Here is a 15,558-nt window from a genome sequence, read left to right as displayed (position 1 = left end):
TGGTTGGGCCCCCGTTAGCAGTCCAGTGGCTATGCGATAGCTAGTTGGTTTCCTGCGGTCCAGTTTTCCCAGTAAGCCGACGGTGTCATTCCATCGAGGGATCCATGGGGCCGTTCATGATTGTAGATCTGTTTCCATTCATCGGCCAGGTACTTTGCTTCGGCCAGGGTGTCGATGATTTCCCCGGTGAGTTGTTCCCTTCTGAATTGGGCGTTGAATGACTCGGCGTACCCGTTCTGCCACGGCGACCCCGGGTCAATAAAAGCGGTCTCCACCCCCGCGGTTTGGCACCAGCTGATCAGCGCCGCGGCGGTAAATTCCGGCCCGTTATCCGAGCGGACATACGTCGGCACGACACCGGTTTCGGCGATGATGTCCTCGAGCACCGCGACCACATCCGTCGCGGTGAAAGACCGCCGCGGGATGATGGCCAGGGCGGTACGGGTGTATTCATCGATGACGTTGAAGAATCTCACATGGCGCCCGCAGGAGGTCACATCGGATTGGAAGTCAAAGCTGACCACATGCATCGGATACTGGGCAGCCAACCGCTTCTGCTCACCAGCCCCTGGCCCAGTCCGTCGCTTCTTTCGCGCCCTGGGCTTGCAGGTAAGTCCCTCGAGTCGCCACAGCCGGCGCACCCGCTTCGCGTTCAAGGCCACCCCATGCCAGGCTGGCTGGCTGAGTAGGTGCCAGCGCGCCTTCCGCCACCCCCACGCCGGATGCTTCCCCGCAACAGCCCTCAGATCGACCCGCAGCCGGTGGTCTTCGAAGCTCGCGACCGGCCGCCCCTTGCGCAACGCGGAACGGTTCTGGCCCAGGATCTTGCAGGCGAGTCTTTCGGACGCCCCGAACTTCTCCTGCGCCATGCGCACCGCACGCCGCCGAGGTTCCGGGCTCAAAATTTTCCCCGCGCCACCTCATTGAGTATGTCGATGGTCAGTTCCTTCTCCGCAACCAGCTTCTTCAGCCGGGCGTTTTCCTTCTCGAGCTCCCGTACCGCTTTGGTCTGGCCGGCGTTGTGCTCGGAACCGTATTGGTTCAGCCACCGGTACCAGGTCGCTTCGGTAACCTGCAGTTCCTTCACGACCTCAATCATCGGCCGTCCATCGTTGAGCATCTTCTGGCCCTGCCGGACCTTCGCGATGACCTGATCAGGGGTATGTCTACGTGCCATATCGGTGAATTTCCTCCTGCACCCATTATCGGATGCGAAACTCACATAATCACTGGACTCCTACCCGGGGACCCAACCACGAACGCGGCTCCCCGAGGCGGCAATGGTGGTCTCAGGACCATCGCCTCCCCTGGGCTGAGTATCCGATCCCTTCCATGGGAAATCCATATGAGCCCGAGATGGAACCCGCTGCTTGAAAGGGATAACAGTAATCTTCGGTCCGGACATTCGGCCCTATCCGGGTGTGAAGAGGTTCAGGTACCCTGCGCTCTTATAGGCATTGCAACACATTGAGGAAGACTTATGGAAAAGCCAGCCGACAAGACCATCGTGGATCAGACTCGACAGGAAACCCTTGAGGAGCAGTCGGATCGGAACTGGAATGAACTGCTGCAGGAACTGCGGGTGATGCAAACGGGCACACAAATTCTTATTGCTTTTTTATTCACGATCCCGTTTCAACCCACGTTCGACGACCTCGACGACGTCCAGCGTGTCACCTACCTGATCCTGGTGATTATCGCTGCAGTGATGATTGTTCTGCTGCTGGGACCGATCGGTCTTCACCGGTCATTGTTCCGGCGCCGCCTCAAACGGCAGATAGTCGAACGCAGTGCCGTGTTGGTGCGTTTTTCGCTATTGGGCACTGCCCTCCTCGCGGCCGGCGGTGCTGCCCTCGTCTTTGACATCGTGCTTGATAGAACGGCAGCACTAGTCGTCCTGATCGGCCTGTTGGTCGCCGCAGCCCTACTCTGGTTGGTCTACCCCACCGTCGTCGGACGGCAGAACACAGGTCCACCCGATCAGTGACCCTCCTCGCTTCGATCCTCACCTGAGTGGCCCAAGGATCCTCCTTGCACTTCCGCGCTCGACGGGTGCGGTATCAAATCACATTCAACGCGGCCCCGCGTTCGGGTACCGGTTCATCGCCGACGAACTCGAAGTTCGGGGCTTCACCGTCGGAGACAACGGGGTCTCCCGGTTGTGCAGCAGCCAACGCATCTGGTCCGTCTTCACCAAAAAACGCGGTCTGACCCGCAAAGCTGGCCCACCGGTCCACGATGATCATGTCCAGCGGAACTTCACGGCGACGGCGCTAGATCAATTGTGGATGACCGACATCACCGAGCACCGCACCGCTTGCATTCCAGCCAACGTTGCGATCGATACCGCAGCCCATTCCTCAGTTATTGATCTCCTGTTGGATGATCATTGCTAGGGCTTTGAGTTCTTGTTGGTCGTCTGCGGAGAAGCCCCGGGGTTTCTGGTCGATGATGCAGAAAGTGCCAACGGCCCACCCTTTCGTCCCGAATATCGGGTACCCGGCGTAGAAGCGGATGCGCGGTTCGCCGGTGACCAGTGGATTGTCCCTAAATCGCAGATCGGCCAATGTGTCGTTGATGATCAGCGGACCGGCCCGGCGGATGGTTTCATTGCACAGCGCAACGTCCCGGGGCGTGTTCTGACCGAGCGGTCCTACAACCGATTTGAGGAACTGCCTCCGGTCAGTGATCAGGGCCACGCTTGCAGAGCTGACCCCGAAGTGTTCCTGTGCCTGACGGGTGATCCGGTCGAAGCGTTCCTCGGCGGCGGTGTCTACCAAACCGGTCTGGTCAACGGCCACCAGCCGCTGATATTCGGCCTCTCCCGGCAGGAGGAAGGACACACCAGCGGCGCCCAAATCGCTGAGCGCCTGATCCACAATCTCCTGCGCCTGATCGAGGCTGCCAGAAATCATCTGACCCGTACTGTTAGTACTCGTTACCTCAGCGTCGGTGCTGTAGGGGACGCGGTACTGCGAAGTGGTGTTCTGCAGAATTTCGTTGAGGGTGAGGGCAAGGATGTCTCGTTCAACCGGGGGCAAGCCCACCACGCCTAACAGGTAGGCCTCCAGCTCAATCTGGGACAGCACTCCACCCCGGGCGAAGTACTCGATCCACAACTGGGCCGGTTTCATTCGGGTCTGGGTCGCACCGGCGACGGTGAGCTGCTGCTGTGTTCGTGCATCCATGAATAGCCTTCAACTCGCTTCCTGGGACCGACTGCCCTGTACACCAGGGGGCGTATAGTTCCCAGCGATATCAATGAATACCCCAGCCCACTAAAGGTTAGCCGAGGGCCGGACATGAATGTCAGAAAAACTGCCTCTTTGTTGTGTCAGCTTTTGTTGTGTCAGCGAGAATATGGTCCACATACCCTGGTGCGTGGTGCCGCCGGTTCTAGACTGTAGCCATGGCAGAAGGCCAGGGTGTGGGGTCGGTTGCAGCGCAGCTTCAGGAGCTGATTCTGCGGTCCGAGAATGTCGAGGTGTTCCTCGAGGCGTTCACTGTGCACGCGTCGAAAATCCTGGGTCCGAAGGTCGAGGTTCTGTGTGGGATCACCCTCAAACGAAGGGACCGGTTTGTGACCGCGGGCAGCAGCGGCGAGGCTATTGAACTGGATGAGGTTCAGCACGGTTACAGCGACAGTCCTTGCATCCAAGCTGCCCGGACCGGGCGGACTGTTGTTGTCGCAGATGTCCGTAGCGATAGGCGATGGCCGGTGTTCTTCCAAGGTTTGGAGGACCGCGGGTTTGCCTCAATCCTTGCCATACCCGTGGTGATCGGTGGAGACGACGGGGTCGCGCTCAACCTCTACAGTCGCAAGCCCGAGGTTTTCACCCCGAACGTTGTTGAACATTTTGAACTGTACGCGGGTGAGGCCGCCAGCAGCCTTGAGCTGGCCCTTAAACTGGCGTTCTATCGAGACGCTGCGGCGGATCTTCACGCAGCCATGGAATCACGCACGAACATTGACATGGCTGTGGGAATTATTATCGCCCAGAACCACTGCACCCAGGCTGAAGCGGTTCAAATACTCCGGCGGGCTGCCAGGCATCAACAGATCAAACTACGTGCGCTGGCGGAACGGATCGTCCAGACGATCAACTCGGCGCCGGCAACCACCCACTTCGCCCCCGCCCCCGGGCAGAGCTACGGGAAAAACTGAGCCGGGTTGCAGCAGAGGAATACGAGCAAACATATTATGATCTACAAGCCGGTCCGTCACCCGACGCCGCCGCCAACAAACAGGCGGCATGATTCCCGGGACGGTTCACTGAGACCGGCTATTCGGGTGTCAGTGCTTCAGGATGAAGATCCCGTCGGGTCCGGTATGAGCGTTTAGCGCACCTGGTTTGGAATGAACGCTCACCGACCAGGCTGAGTCCTGTTCGAAGGAGCTGAGGTGCCAATCGGAGAATCGATTCAGGAACAGTAATCCTGCGAGCCTTGCCGCGGCGTCTTGGGCCTTCGGACCACCCCTTGTAGCAGCGGTGGTACCAACGACAAACAAACCACCGTCTACTAACAGCCCAGAGACCTTCCTGAAAGCGTCCTCCAAAATCTCTTCAGAAAGGAACGCTGGCACGTTGCCTGACATCAGGATGACCTCGTACCGGTCGGGAAGACCCTCGGCGCGCAGGCGCTCGTCGGATAGTTCTTCCACTGCCAGTTGTCGATACCAACCTCCATCGAAAATGTCCTCGGCCACATCCAGAACCGCCCGAGTCGGATCAATGCCGTAAGCCCTGTGCCCGCTCTGACGCAGTGCGTTAGCTGCCGATCCGATGCCGCACCCTATATCGAGGATCCGACTGTTGCGGTGGGCCAGCATGTCTATAAACCGTGCGTCGACCTCGAAATCCGTACCCTTTCCCACAAGCTGGCGCATCTTGTCTGCGTAAGCATCGAGGTCAGCACTTGGGATCATGAAACCCATGGTTGGGTCCCCGGGTAGGAGTCCAGCTGGCATGAGCCCTCGTCGGTAGTCCGGTGGCACCTACGGATGGCACCGAATCATCTATTGCCCGTTCTCGCCGGGATTCTCGTATTCATCGGCGGACTTATTGGGCCCGAAACCGATAGGACACGCCCTCTTCCTTAAGGCGTGCTGCTGTCCTGTTTGTGCTGCAGGGTATGGGCCGCGGCCCATAGCTGGTGGAAGTGGTTGATAGGCCCGTTGCCGTGTCCTACCTGTAATTCGTCGGCGTGGATGAGTGTGTCCTGCAACCAGTTCTTCGCCTGGCGGACGGCATCGGCCCAATCACCGGTGCGTGCCATGACGGTAGCGACGGCGGAGGACAGGGAACACCCGGTTCCGTGAGTGTTTTTGGTTGTAACCCGAGGGTGGATGAATTCCACGACGCTTTCGCTGGCACGACCTATCCGACCGGTGACATCGACGAGTGCGTCGGGACTGGATTCTGTTGACAGGTGGCCGCCTTTGACGAGCACGATTGTTCCCGATGCTGTGGACAGCTTCTTGCCCTGTTCGATAGCTGCAGGCCAATCCTCGGCCTTTGGTTCATCCACCAGGACCGCGAGTTCGGGAAGATTAGGGGTGACCAGATCCGCTTGGCTCACCAACTCCCGTAACGCGGTTTCGGCGTCGGCAGCCAGGAGCCTGTCCCCGCTGCTGGCTACCATGACGGGATCCAGTACTACCAGCGGCGGGTGCACTTGGCGGAGCCAGTCCCGGACGACGGTGATGGTTCCCGCATCTGTCAGCATGCCGATTTTCACGGCGTCGATAGTGACGTCATCGCTGACCGCTTCGAGCTGTTCAATCAGGAAATGTGCCGGCGGCGTGTGAACGGAACGGACACCGAGGGTGTTCTGTGCCAAGAGGGACGTGACGACCGCCATTCCGTACCCGCCCATGGCGGCGATGCTTTTCAGGTCGGCCTGGATCCCGGCACCACCGGTCGGGTCTGTTCCGGCGATGCTGAGGACCCGCGGTATGCGGTGCAGCGTTGAAGCTTCTAGTAACACCATTCCTCCTTAAGCGATTCGGCTGCGGTCCGGGGATCGTCGATTGCGCAGACCGCTGAAACAACGGCCGCCCCGGCGGCACCGGCATCACGCAATGAACGTACGTCAACGCGGCTGATACCCCCGATAGCGACGCAGGGCGATGTGCTTGACTGCCACCCTAGCCTTTCAGCATCCCGTTCGTAGAACAGAGCCAGGGTCCCCAACGGATGCGGTTAGGAACAGCCCTTTTGCAGGGTGTCTGTCTCCGAAGGGTTAAGCCTAGGCAGCAGCGAGACTACGGTCACTTCCGGTAGAACGGGAGCTTGGGCATCTACTAGGCAAACAGGGCGAATGAAAGCATTGTTGGCCGCAGGAACCTGTCCGGGTAATACCGGGAAAGGATGCGTTTGATGCTCGGATTATCTACGGCCATCGTTATCACTCATTGCTCCCACAAGTTGCCCGTTCGAATCGATTTATTCGAGTTTGTTCATTGTGTTGGGGCCGGACCGCAGGTCCCACTTTTCTGGGTAGGGGTGTTAGGGTCGTTTTATCCACACGGGTGCCCTGTTGCAGGGGCTGAGATCGGGCTGAGGCAGTCCGCGACCGTTGAACCTGTCCGGGTAATGCCGGCGAAGGAAGTAGGAACCTTTGAGTGCTATGAATTCACAGTCCCTTTCGTATGTTCACGATTCCGAGCATGGGCTGGCTGTACCGGTCACGGAAATCGCCCTCGAAAACTCACCGGGCAACCGTCCTAACGAACCACTTCGCGTCTACCGCACCGCCGGTCCGGGCAGTGATCCGGTGGTGGGCCTGCCGCCGCTGAGGCGGCCCTGGATTGACGGCCGGGACGACGTCGAGCAGTATCAGGGGCGCGAACGGAACCTGTTCGACGACGGCAAGTCGGCGGTCCGCCGCGGCCGTGCCAGCCAGGAATGGAAGGGTGTGCAGCCCATCCCGCTGCGCTCCCGCGACAGGAAGATCGTTACGCAAATGCACTACGCGCGTCACGGGGTCATCACCGAGGAGATGCGGTTTGTCGCGTTACGCGAAAATTGCGACGTCGAACTGGTCCGCTCCGAAGTCGCAGCCGGGCGCGCGATCATCCCCAACAACATCAATCACCCCGAATCGGAGCCGATGATTATCGGCAAGGCCTTCCTCGTGAAGATCAACGCCAATATCGGCAATTCGGCGGTCACCAGTTCCATCGCCGAAGAAGTCAGCAAAATGCAGTGGGCAACCCAGTGGGGCGCAGACACCGTCATGGACCTTTCAACAGGAGATGACATTCACACCACCCGTGAGTGGCTCATCCGCAACTCCCCGGTGCCCATTGGCACCGTACCCATCTACCAAGCACTGGAGAAAGTGAACGGCGAGGCTAACGACCTGACCTGGGAAATCTTCCGCGACACTGTTATTGAGCAGTGCGAGCAGGGCGTGGACTACATGACCATCCACGCCGGAGTGCTGCTGCGCTACGTTCCACTCACCGCCGAGCGCGTCACTGGCATCGTCTCCCGGGGTGGATCGATCATGGCCGGGTGGTGCCTAGCTCACCATCAAGAAAACTTCCTGTACACGCACTTCGATGAACTGTGTGAGATTTTCGCCCGGTACGACGTCGCCTTCTCACTCGGTGATGGGCTGCGACCCGGGTCCATCGCGGACGCCAATGATGCCGCGCAGTTCGCCGAACTGGACACCCTTGCCGAGCTAACGAAACGGGCCTGGGCGTACGACGTCCAGGTCATGGTGGAGGGACCTGGCCACATCCCCTTCCACCTGGTCCGGGAGAACGTGGAAAGGCAGCAGGAATTGTGCAACGGGGCCCCCTTCTACACCCTCGGCCCGCTCGTCACCGACATCGCGCCAGGTTACGACCACATCACGTCAGCAATTGGGGCGACCGAAATCGCCCGGTACGGCACCGCCATGCTCTGTTACGTGACGCCGAAGGAACACCTCGGCCTGCCCAATCGGGACGACGTCAAGACCGGAGTGATCACCTATAAGATTGCCGCGCATGCCGCCGATCTAGCCAAAGGACACCCGGGCGCTGGGGAGCGGGACGACGCCCTCTCAAAGGCACGCTTCGAGTTCCGGTGGCGTGACCAGTTCGCGCTTTCGCTGGACCCCGAGACGGCTGAGCAGTTCCACGACGAAACACTTCCTGCCGAACCGGCGAAAACTGCACACTTCTGCTCGATGTGCGGACCGAAATTCTGTTCCATGCGGATCTCCCAGGACATCAGGGACCAATTCGGGGGCGCCGCCGCGCAGGAAGCTATCGCCGGGATGGCAGGAAAGTCCGCCGAATTCCGCGCCTCAGGCGGCAAGGTTTACCTTCCCGAACCCGCTCTACCCCAAACCTAAAAAGCACAAAGTAGCCATGGGATCAACCGTTGCCTGCTCAGGCGGGTCACGGAGATGAGACCTTTGCGGTACTTGTAGTAGCCGCCTGTGCCTCCGAATTTGTTGGTCCTTTGATCTAAGTTCCGTTTTGCATCCAAGGGATGAACTACCCCGGGTGCCGAAAGCTCCACCCGAGCCACAGCTTGGGACTGTTTCATCAATGGTGTGTCACATATGCAGCAAGGTAAAAGTTGATTGGCCCTGACACGTGGAAAGGTTAGGTGAGCGCCGGGAGGGCTGATTTGAGGGATTTGGCGGCGGAGGATGGGTCGTCGGCTTCTGTGATGGCTCGTACGACAACAACCCGGCGGGCCCCGGCTTCGACGACCTGGCCGATGGTGGTGTGATCGATTCCTCCAATGGCAAACCAAGCCCGTGGGGATGAGGTCTCGGCCGAACGTGCTGCTGCGTAACGCACCAATTTAAGCCCGGAGGGAGCACGGCCAGGTTTCGTGGGTGTAGCCCAGACAGGGCCGGTACAGAAGTAATCCAGCCCACTTGTGGTCATGGCAGCGGCGACTTGGGCCGGGGAATGGCAGGATAGACCGATGATCGGTTCGGGGCCTAATAGCTGCCGGGCGTCAGGTACTGGCAGATCTTTTTGTCCTATGTGGAAGACCGGTGCGCCGCTGAGTCGGGCGATGTCTGCCCTGTCATTGGCGGAAAAGAGTTTGCCGTGTCGATCCGCTGCCGTACGCAGAGCCGCGAGACAGGCGAGTTCTTCGACTGCGTCGATCTTTTTGTCGCGAAGCTGGATGATATCCACACCACCGGCATAGGCGGCGTCGACGAACTCCGCGAAGTCACCCCTTTCCTTTCGTGAATCCGTGCACAGGTACAACTGCGCTGATGCGAACTGTTGCCGGTGCAGGGCTGCCGTACTGACCGTTGACGACGTGCCACCGTCGTTCAGATCCGGCGGGAGGGGGAAAACATCTGAGATAAAGGCCATACGCCTTAGACTAATAGCTCCACGGGAGCCCGATCTTCCGCCAGTGTTCCTACATTGGCGGACTGGTAGGGCTGAGAGGGCGTTCGACGCCGACCGTACGAACCTGAACCGGTTAAGCCCGGCGTAGGAAGGACTCTGATGACTATTCATAACCCGGACCGCCTCGCGCACACCGTCATTGTCGGTGGCGGGATCATCGGATTGGCCATCGGCTGGGAGGCCAGCCGTCGCGGCCACCAGGTCACGCTGATTGATCCCGCGCCCGCTTCCGGAGCTACCCATGCTGCGGCGGGGATGCTGGCCCCGGTCAGTGAGTTCCATTATCAGGAAGAGTCTTTGCTGGACCTGACGCTGCCCTCGGCCCGGGCATACCGAGACTTCATCACGGAGCTGGAGGCCGCCTCCGGGATTGGAACCGGCTACCAGCGGAGGCATACCCTGGTCGCCGGTGTCGATGCGGCGGATCGGCAGGCCCTGACCGACCTGCGCTCTGTCCAGTCAAGTCTTGGGCTTCAGGTGGAAGCACTCACCACTAGTCAGGCGAGGCGTCTGGAGCCGCTGCTCGGCCCGCAGCTTTCAGGAGCGTTCCTGGTTCCTGAGGATCATCAGGTTGATCCGCGGGCTATGGCCGTTGCCCTCCAAGCAGCACTAGCCAAACAGACGACCGCGCGCACGGTGCCCGTTTCGGTTTCCGCACTTATCCATGACGATGCTACTGACCGTGTTGCTGTGACCGGTGTGTTGTTGGAGAACGGAGAGCGGATTGATGCTGATGAGATCATCCTGGCTAACGGGCTCGGTGCGGTAAACATTGATGGCCTGCCGACAGGGCTGCGGCTACCGTTACGTCCGGTGTACGGGGACATTCTCCGCCTGCGCGTACCCGAACACCTTCGACCGCTCATAACCTCCACGGTCCGCGGGTTGGTCCGCGGGTCGTCCATATATGTGGTGCCCCGGCAGGATGGAACGGTGGTGATAGGTGCCACTCAACGGGAAAACGGGTCCGCGGGGCTTTCCGCGGGAGGTGTCTACGAACTACTCCGGGATGCTCAGACGCTGATCCCGGCAGTCGCGGAACTCGAACTGCTCGAAGCCCTCTGCCGCCCCCGACCGGGGACCCCGGACAACGCTCCCCTGCTTGGCCGGTGCAGGGAGCCGGACGGCTCCGATGTGCGTGGACTTGTGGTCGCTACCGGTTTCTTCCGGCACGGGGTGCTGCTGGCACCGATCACCGCCCGCCTCTGCGCGGACCTGATCAGCCAAAACATACCGGAGATCGACATCGAGCGATTCCGACCCGACCGGTTCAGTAACCTCGGGCACTTCGCCGAAGCGTCCCGTCCTGATGCTTCCCGTCATAACAGTTTTCCTGATGAAGTAAGGATTGCCCTATGAGCTTCACATTGAACGGACAACCCCGGAATACCGTTTCGGTTTCCACCCTCAAGCACCTAATCACCGAGCTGACCGGCCGTGAGTTGACCGATGCCGGGCAACCAATCGATAAAAAACAGTTGGGTGTAGCCGTTGCAGTCAACGCCGAGCTCGTACCCCGCACCCGTTGGGTTGAGGTAACCATCCAGAACGGTGACGACATCGAAATTCTTACCGCCGTCCAGGGAGGATAAAACATTGACTGACAACGACGCGTTAACAATCGACGGGGTTGCGCTTAGCTCCCGGCTGATCATGGGAACCGGGGGAACCCCAAGCCTGGAAGGCCTGGGGGCGGCTCTGGCAGCATCGGGAACGGAACTGACAACCGTGGCGCTGCGAAGGTACAACCCCGAGACGGGTGGGTCCTTGTTCGAATTACTCAACGAGCAAGGGATCCGGATATTACCGAACACGGCAGGATGTTTCACTGCCCGCGAAGCGGTCATGACCGCTGAACTGGCGCGGGAGGCACTGGCAACGGACTGGATAAAACTTGAAGTAATCGCCGATGAACAAACCCTGCTACCTGATGCGCTGGAACTCATCGAGGCCACCGAAACACTGGTCACGAAAGGCTTCAAGGTCTTCGCATACACTAACGACGATCCCATCCTGGCCCGACGACTAGAACAACTCGGAGCTACAGCCGTTATGCCCCTGGGGTCCCCTATTGGGACGGGGCTGGGTATCCTAAACCCCCACAACATCGAACTCATCGCCTCAAGGGCAACAGTTCCGATAGTTTTAGACGCCGGGATCGGCACAGCCTCCGACGCCGCACTGGCAATGGAGCTGGGCTGCGACGCGGTCCTGCTCGCCACAGCAGTCACCAGAGCACAGAACCCGATAGTAATGGCGACAGCCTTCAAACACGCCGTTATCGCCGGCCGACTTGCCTCACAAGCCGGCCGGATACCCAAACGCACCCACGCCCAAGCCTCCTCCCCCACCCAAGGCCGCCCCCACCTCGAACAAATGTGCTGATATCCGAAATCCGTGACAACGGGTACGAAAAACCCTATCTACGCTGAACATCGAGAGATCGGCGGCGTCCGCCGGGATGAGATTTGTGGAGATCACTATTGTTGGCTCAGCTGCAGGGTGTGCTGCGTTATCGAGTGACAGTGTCCAGGATACGTAACACTCGCCTTCACCGATGCTGGCAGAGAAGTGACTAGACGTCCAGGAGTGCCGTCATCGAGAGGCTGGCCGAAGATCCATTCCGCGTTTGCACAAATGATGTAGCGCATGCCAGCCAGCATCGATCAGTCAATGTCCTTGATGCCACCCAACAGAAAACACTGCAGCCTCTGCGCGTCCTCAATAGCGGTGATCATTCGGGGTCGTTATGGTCGACATACCACCAGCCGGAGACAGGCCGGGCGAGTGTAAGACGTCGTGCTAACAGGTTTCCTTATGGGATATGGTCGGTGGAAGTGACACGGGGTGCCCGGCACGGCGAAAGTCGGCCAGGGGCTGAGATCAAACCCGGTGAACCTGCTCCAGTTAGTACTGGCGAAGGGATGTCAGCACCGGTGAACGGTTATCTGCATCTACGCTTCGTGCCTTCGTCACCGGTCGAAAGGTGATCTTCATGCAGTCCACAACATCCTCCCCCAACGTCCTTTCCATCCGTGATCAGGTAGTACTGGTCACCGGAGGTGGCCGCGGGCTCGGCGCCCGCCTAGTGCAGTCTTTCCTGAATGAAGGCTCCCGCGTGGTGATCAATTATCTAGAAAGTGCGGACGCGGCCCGGGAAACGGCGGCAACTTTTCCTGAACGGGCTGTGGCTATCCGGGCGGATGTGCGTGATGCGCAGCAGGTCTCTGCCATGGTCAAGGAAGCAGGAGCACATTTCGGTTCCCCTATTACCACGATCATTAACAATGCGTTGACTGACTTCTCCTTCAACGGCGAAGCCCGACCGCACGCGGACACGTTGAGGTGGGAAGATCTGGATCAGCAGTTCGCCGGTACCGTACGGGGGGCCTTGAACACTGTGCAGGCGGTATTGCCTGGGATGCAGGCGGCCGACTTTGGGCGTGTCATCAATGTGGGCACCAATCTATTTCAGCACCCGGTCGTTCCGTACCACGACTACACGGCGGCGAAAGCGGCACTGCTTTCGCTGACCCGCACACTCTCGCATGATCTGGGCCCAGAGGGGATAACTGTGAACATGATTTCGGGTGGGTTGCTACGCACCACGGATGCCAGTTCGGCAACACCGGAGGCAGTTTTTGATGTCATTGCCGCCGGGACCCCACTGCGCCGGGTCACTACTCCGGAAGAGTTCGCGGATGCCGCATTGTTCTTCGCCTCCCCATGGTCGCGGTCGGTAACCGGGCAGAATCTGATCGTGGACGGCGGGTTAGTGAAGGGGTGATATCAGCGGGCCGCCATCTGCACTCGAATCTGTTTATCTTCGGCTTTGGACAGCATGAAGCAGCACGGCGCCTTCACAGTCATTAGCTGATCGGGCTGGGGACATCAACTACTTTGAGCAGCCGCCGTACTGTCGGGCGGTTGCTTGAATGCGGTGTTCTTTGCTTATTCGCCCTGTTTCCAGGAGGTCGATCGGCGTCCGGCGTCCACATCGTCTTGACGGTCTACCGGGTTCCGCCTTCTGTGGTCAGAGCGGGCTGTGCGGCGGCGGCCTTGCCTGCGTTGGATAAAGCGAGCTGCCAAACCGTATTTTGGTGATGCCACGAGGGCCAGGGTGAAGCAGGCGGTAGCGATGACGCCCATGGCGCCGGCGATGGAGGCGTCCAGGGCAGCCGCACCTTGGTAGCCGGCGATGGCTGATGTCCAGCCGATGGCGACAGTTACGGTGATCATGAGCCAGATCCGGTCGGTGAGCAGGTAGGCGGTGGCGGCCGGGACAATCAGCAGGGTGATAACGAGGATCGCCCCGACCGCTTCAAACGCTGTCACTGCGGTGATGGCGACCGCAACGAGCAGCAATTGTGAGACCAGCTGCGGTCGGATACCTATCGTCCGGGCGAAGCCTGGGTCGAAGGTGCTTACTTTGATTGGTTTCCAGAACACGGTGATCAGGACCGCGTTCAGAAGCGCAATGGTGCCGATTACGAGCAGTGCCTGCGGCAATTCGGTGCCGAGTACGTCGATGGTGCGGAAGGGAACGAACGCGATCTCACCGTAGATCGTCGAGTCCAGGTCCAGGTGGATGTCCGAAGCGTAATGATTGATGCCCAGCACACCGATCGAGAACAGGGCGGGGAAGATTAGCGCTATCGCGGCGTCGGCCTTTACCAGCCCACTGGAGCGCAGGGCCTCGACGCAGAGGACGCAGAGGACGGCGAATATGGTGGCTCCGATGATGACCGGTAGCGGCGCCCGGGTATGGAAGAGCACATAGATCAGGACAATGCCCGGCAGTACCGCGTGGGAGACGGCGTCGGCCATCAGGACGGTGCGCCGGAGCACCATGAACGGTCCCAGCAGGCCGCAGGCTGTGGCGGTCAGGCCTGCGGTGACCATGATGGCCAGGGCGGAACTCATGATGCCTCTGCCCGGGTGAGGGCGAGCAGTTGGTCGGCGACATCATCTCCGAGGCTTCCGCGGATATCCACCGGATTCGGTTCCCGGACCACCGGGGAGTCGAGTTGATGTCCGTGTTTGAGCCATGCTGTCCATAGGTGCTCGCGTTCCAGGATCGGCTGTGCAGCGGTGTGGCCGGCTCCGGTCAGGTGGAGCTGCCCGTCGCACTGCTGTAGCAGACGGGAGTTCTCCAGGTCGTGTAGTGCCCGGCGCCGGGTCCGGGCGTCCCCGGCTAGGGACGCGGGTGTGAGCGTCTGTCCTGTCCGTTCGGCGGCGGCAATCTCGGCAAGGAGACCGGTCCGTTGGCGGTCCCGGCGGTCCCGGCGGAGTTTGTGCGCACGCCAGAGGATTCCGCGGCGGGGAGCCAGAGCTAGGGAAACCAGGACCACGGCGAGGCCGGTCAGGACAATGACCGGACCTGTAGGGGTTTGGGTGGCGGTGGAAATCAATGCCCCAGTCACAGCGACAGCGGCGCCGATGAGCCCGGCCAGCAACAGCATGGAGGCGAGTCTTGTGGTGAATTGCCGGGCGGCGGCGGCAGGAGCGACGATCATCGCGACCATGAGTATCGCGCCGACGGTGCGGATGCCGACAATGACGGCGACTACCAGCAGTGCGGTCATCAGATACTCTACCGCGCGCACCCGTAACCCCAACGAGGCTGCGAACGCCTGATCGAACAGGGTGGTTTTCAAAACCCTGAACATCAATGCGGTAAATCCCAGTGCTGTGACCGCCAGGACGGCGAAAACGGTGACGTCCTCTTCGAGTAGGCCCGCGGCCTGACCGAAAAGGTAGTTCTGCAGTCCGGCCTGGTTGGCGTTGTTTGTTCCGGCGATGTAGGTGAGCAGGACAATGCCGATGGAGAAGAACCCTGAGAGCACGACTCCGATCGCCGCATCGGGGCGAATGCGGCTGGTCCGCTCGACCGCGACGATGGCGCCGGCCCCGATGAGACCGGCGACGGCGGCCCCAACAATCAATGATGAGGCCGCGGTGACTCCCGTGATGAGGAACGCCACGGCGACCCCGGGCAGAGCGGCGTGGGAAAGCGCGTCCGCCACCAGGGTCCGCTGGCGTAGAACAGCCAGGACGCCGACAACTCCGGCAAGCAGCCCGAGTACCGCGGCTCCGGCAGCCACGACGGCGTCCGGGTAAGGCAGGGGAATCCCACTAATTACCGGTCCCACGTCGACGCCTCCCCGGCCGCAGCA

At 60.3% G+C, this 15,558-nt stretch carries 15 protein-coding genes, 1 pseudogene and 3 riboswitches; of the genes and pseudogenes, 8 read left to right on the top strand and 8 right to left on the bottom strand.

Going from position 1 to position 15,558, the window contains the following annotated elements:
- Positions 1–29: 29 nt before the first annotated feature.
- Positions 30–1,177, bottom strand: a protein-coding gene (locus K728_RS0115620; RefSeq protein WP_116779319.1) for an IS3 family transposase whose coding sequence is annotated in 2 segments (ribosomal slippage) — positions 30–913 and positions 913–1,177 — 1,149 coding nt in all. Because the reading frame shifts where the segments join, the coding sequence is not laid out codon by codon here.
- 303 nt (positions 1,178–1,480) lie between these two features.
- Between K728_RS0115620 and K728_RS0115610 the strand changes: the two genes are divergently transcribed.
- A complete protein-coding gene (locus tag K728_RS0115610) occupies positions 1,481–1,987 on the top strand; it encodes a DUF6328 family protein (protein ID WP_019483900.1) in 507 nt (168 codons plus the stop codon).
- Between the two features lie 94 nt (positions 1,988–2,081).
- Positions 2,082–2,315: pseudogene (locus tag K728_RS22040) on the top strand (IS3 family transposase); the annotation flags it as partial.
- A 45-nt stretch (positions 2,316–2,360) separates the two neighbouring features.
- On the opposite strand, the gene K728_RS20255 reads toward K728_RS22040, so the two are convergent.
- The gene (locus tag K728_RS20255; protein ID WP_024477259.1) at positions 2,361–3,188 is read right to left on the bottom strand and encodes a GAF domain-containing protein; all 828 of its coding nucleotides are present in this window, start codon (positions 3,186–3,188) and stop codon (positions 2,361–2,363) included.
- Between the two features lie 221 nt (positions 3,189–3,409).
- On the opposite strand from K728_RS20255, the gene K728_RS0115595 reads away from it, so the two are divergent.
- The gene (locus K728_RS0115595; protein ID WP_024477258.1) at positions 3,410–4,165 is read left to right on the top strand and encodes a GAF and ANTAR domain-containing protein; all 756 of its coding nucleotides are present in this window, start codon (positions 3,410–3,412) and stop codon (positions 4,163–4,165) included.
- A gap of 129 nt (positions 4,166–4,294) precedes the next feature.
- Here the strand turns inward: K728_RS0115595 and K728_RS0115590 are convergent, their stop codons facing one another.
- From K728_RS0115590 to K728_RS20750, 3 genes are all read right to left on the bottom strand, one after another.
- Positions 4,295–4,927 (bottom strand): class I SAM-dependent methyltransferase, encoded by a 633-nt coding sequence (locus K728_RS0115590; RefSeq protein ID WP_024477257.1) that lies wholly within the window; start codon positions 4,925–4,927, stop codon positions 4,295–4,297.
- A 170-nt stretch (positions 4,928–5,097) separates the two neighbouring features.
- Positions 5,098–5,991, bottom strand: coding sequence for a bifunctional hydroxymethylpyrimidine kinase/phosphomethylpyrimidine kinase (thiD, locus tag K728_RS0115585; RefSeq protein ID WP_024477256.1), 894 nt, complete (start codon positions 5,989–5,991; stop codon positions 5,098–5,100).
- Complete coding sequence (locus K728_RS20750; protein WP_084442919.1) at positions 5,979–6,194, bottom strand: thiamine phosphate synthase; 216 nt, start codon at positions 6,192–6,194, stop codon at positions 5,979–5,981. Before K728_RS20750 ends, thiD begins: the two co-directional genes overlap by 13 nt.
- A 324-nt stretch (positions 6,195–6,518) precedes the next feature.
- Positions 6,519–6,628, top strand: a riboswitch (TPP riboswitch).
- A 2-nt stretch (positions 6,629–6,630) separates the two neighbouring features.
- On the opposite strand from K728_RS20750, the gene thiC reads away from it, so the two are divergent.
- Complete coding sequence (thiC, locus tag K728_RS0115580) at positions 6,631–8,352, top strand: phosphomethylpyrimidine synthase ThiC (RefSeq protein WP_156911348.1); 1,722 nt, start codon at positions 6,631–6,633, stop codon at positions 8,350–8,352.
- Positions 8,353–8,608: 256 nt separating this feature from the next.
- Here thiC and thiE read toward each other — a convergent pair whose 3' ends face one another.
- A complete protein-coding gene (gene thiE / locus K728_RS0115575) occupies positions 8,609–9,343 on the bottom strand; it encodes a thiamine phosphate synthase (RefSeq protein WP_024477254.1) in 735 nt (244 codons plus the stop codon).
- An 11-nt stretch (positions 9,344–9,354) separates the two neighbouring features.
- Positions 9,355–9,490, top strand: a riboswitch (TPP riboswitch).
- Here thiE and thiO point away from each other — a divergent pair.
- The 4 genes from thiO (at position 9,482) to K728_RS0115555 (ending at position 13,169) form a co-directional block, all read left to right on the top strand.
- Positions 9,482–10,741, top strand: a complete 1,260-nt coding sequence (gene thiO / locus K728_RS0115570) for a glycine oxidase ThiO (protein ID WP_024477253.1) — start codon at positions 9,482–9,484, stop codon at positions 10,739–10,741. (Overlaps the previous riboswitch by 9 nt.)
- Positions 10,738–10,974, top strand: coding sequence for a sulfur carrier protein ThiS (thiS, locus tag K728_RS0115565; RefSeq protein WP_024477252.1), 237 nt, complete (start codon positions 10,738–10,740; stop codon positions 10,972–10,974). Before thiO ends, thiS begins: the two co-directional genes overlap by 4 nt.
- Positions 10,975–10,978: 4 nt before the next feature.
- Positions 10,979–11,767, top strand: a complete 789-nt coding sequence (locus K728_RS0115560; protein ID WP_024477251.1) for a thiazole synthase — start codon at positions 10,979–10,981, stop codon at positions 11,765–11,767.
- Positions 11,768–12,215: 448 nt separating this feature from the next.
- Positions 12,216–12,324, top strand: a riboswitch (TPP riboswitch).
- A 53-nt stretch (positions 12,325–12,377) separates the two neighbouring features.
- Positions 12,378–13,169: a 3-oxoacyl-ACP reductase gene (locus tag K728_RS0115555; RefSeq protein ID WP_024477250.1), complete on the top strand. Its 792-nt coding sequence runs from the start codon at positions 12,378–12,380 to the stop codon at positions 13,167–13,169.
- Between the two features lie 164 nt (positions 13,170–13,333).
- Here the strand turns inward: K728_RS0115555 and K728_RS0115550 are convergent, their stop codons facing one another.
- On the bottom strand, positions 13,334–14,305 hold the full coding sequence (locus K728_RS0115550) for a metal ABC transporter permease (RefSeq protein WP_084442918.1): 972 nt from the start codon (positions 14,303–14,305) through the stop codon (positions 13,334–13,336).
- A partial coding sequence (locus K728_RS19690; RefSeq protein ID WP_443111004.1) for a metal ABC transporter permease occupies positions 14,302–15,558 on the bottom strand: 1,257 nt, incomplete at its 5' end. The genes K728_RS0115550 and K728_RS19690, both read right to left, overlap by 4 nt.

Source organism: Arthrobacter sp. CAL618 (assembly GCF_000468215.1).
GTDB lineage: Bacteria > Actinomycetota > Actinomycetes > Actinomycetales > Micrococcaceae > Arthrobacter_D.
The sequence above is the reverse complement of the archived record's forward strand: the minus strand, read 5'-3'. Positions and strand labels throughout refer to the sequence as shown.

Bases quoted from the DNA above. Each gene is read 5' to 3' on its own strand.
- K728_RS0115555 (WP_024477250.1), top strand. From the start codon at position 12,378: ATGCAGTCCACAACATCCTCCCCCAACGTCCTTTCCATCCGTGATCAG.
- K728_RS0115610 (WP_019483900.1), top strand. From the start codon at position 1,481: ATGGAAAAGCCAGCCGACAAGACCATCGTGGATCAGACTCGACAGGAA.
- thiE (WP_024477254.1), bottom strand. From the start codon at position 9,343: ATGGCCTTTATCTCAGATGTTTTCCCCCTCCCGCCGGATCTGAACGAC.
- K728_RS20255 (WP_024477259.1), bottom strand. From the start codon at position 3,188: ATGGATGCACGAACACAGCAGCAGCTCACCGTCGCCGGTGCGACCCAG.
- K728_RS0115590 (WP_024477257.1), bottom strand. From the start codon at position 4,927: ATGATCCCAAGTGCTGACCTCGATGCTTACGCAGACAAGATGCGCCAG.
- K728_RS0115595 (WP_024477258.1), top strand. From the start codon at position 3,410: ATGGCAGAAGGCCAGGGTGTGGGGTCGGTTGCAGCGCAGCTTCAGGAG.
- thiS (WP_024477252.1), top strand. From the start codon at position 10,738: ATGAGCTTCACATTGAACGGACAACCCCGGAATACCGTTTCGGTTTCC.
- thiO (WP_024477253.1), top strand. From the start codon at position 9,482: ATGACTATTCATAACCCGGACCGCCTCGCGCACACCGTCATTGTCGGT.
- thiD (WP_024477256.1), bottom strand. From the start codon at position 5,991: ATGGTGTTACTAGAAGCTTCAACGCTGCACCGCATACCGCGGGTCCTC.
- thiC (WP_156911348.1), top strand. From the start codon at position 6,631: ATGAATTCACAGTCCCTTTCGTATGTTCACGATTCCGAGCATGGGCTG.
- K728_RS0115550 (WP_084442918.1), bottom strand. From the start codon at position 14,305: ATGAGTTCCGCCCTGGCCATCATGGTCACCGCAGGCCTGACCGCCACA.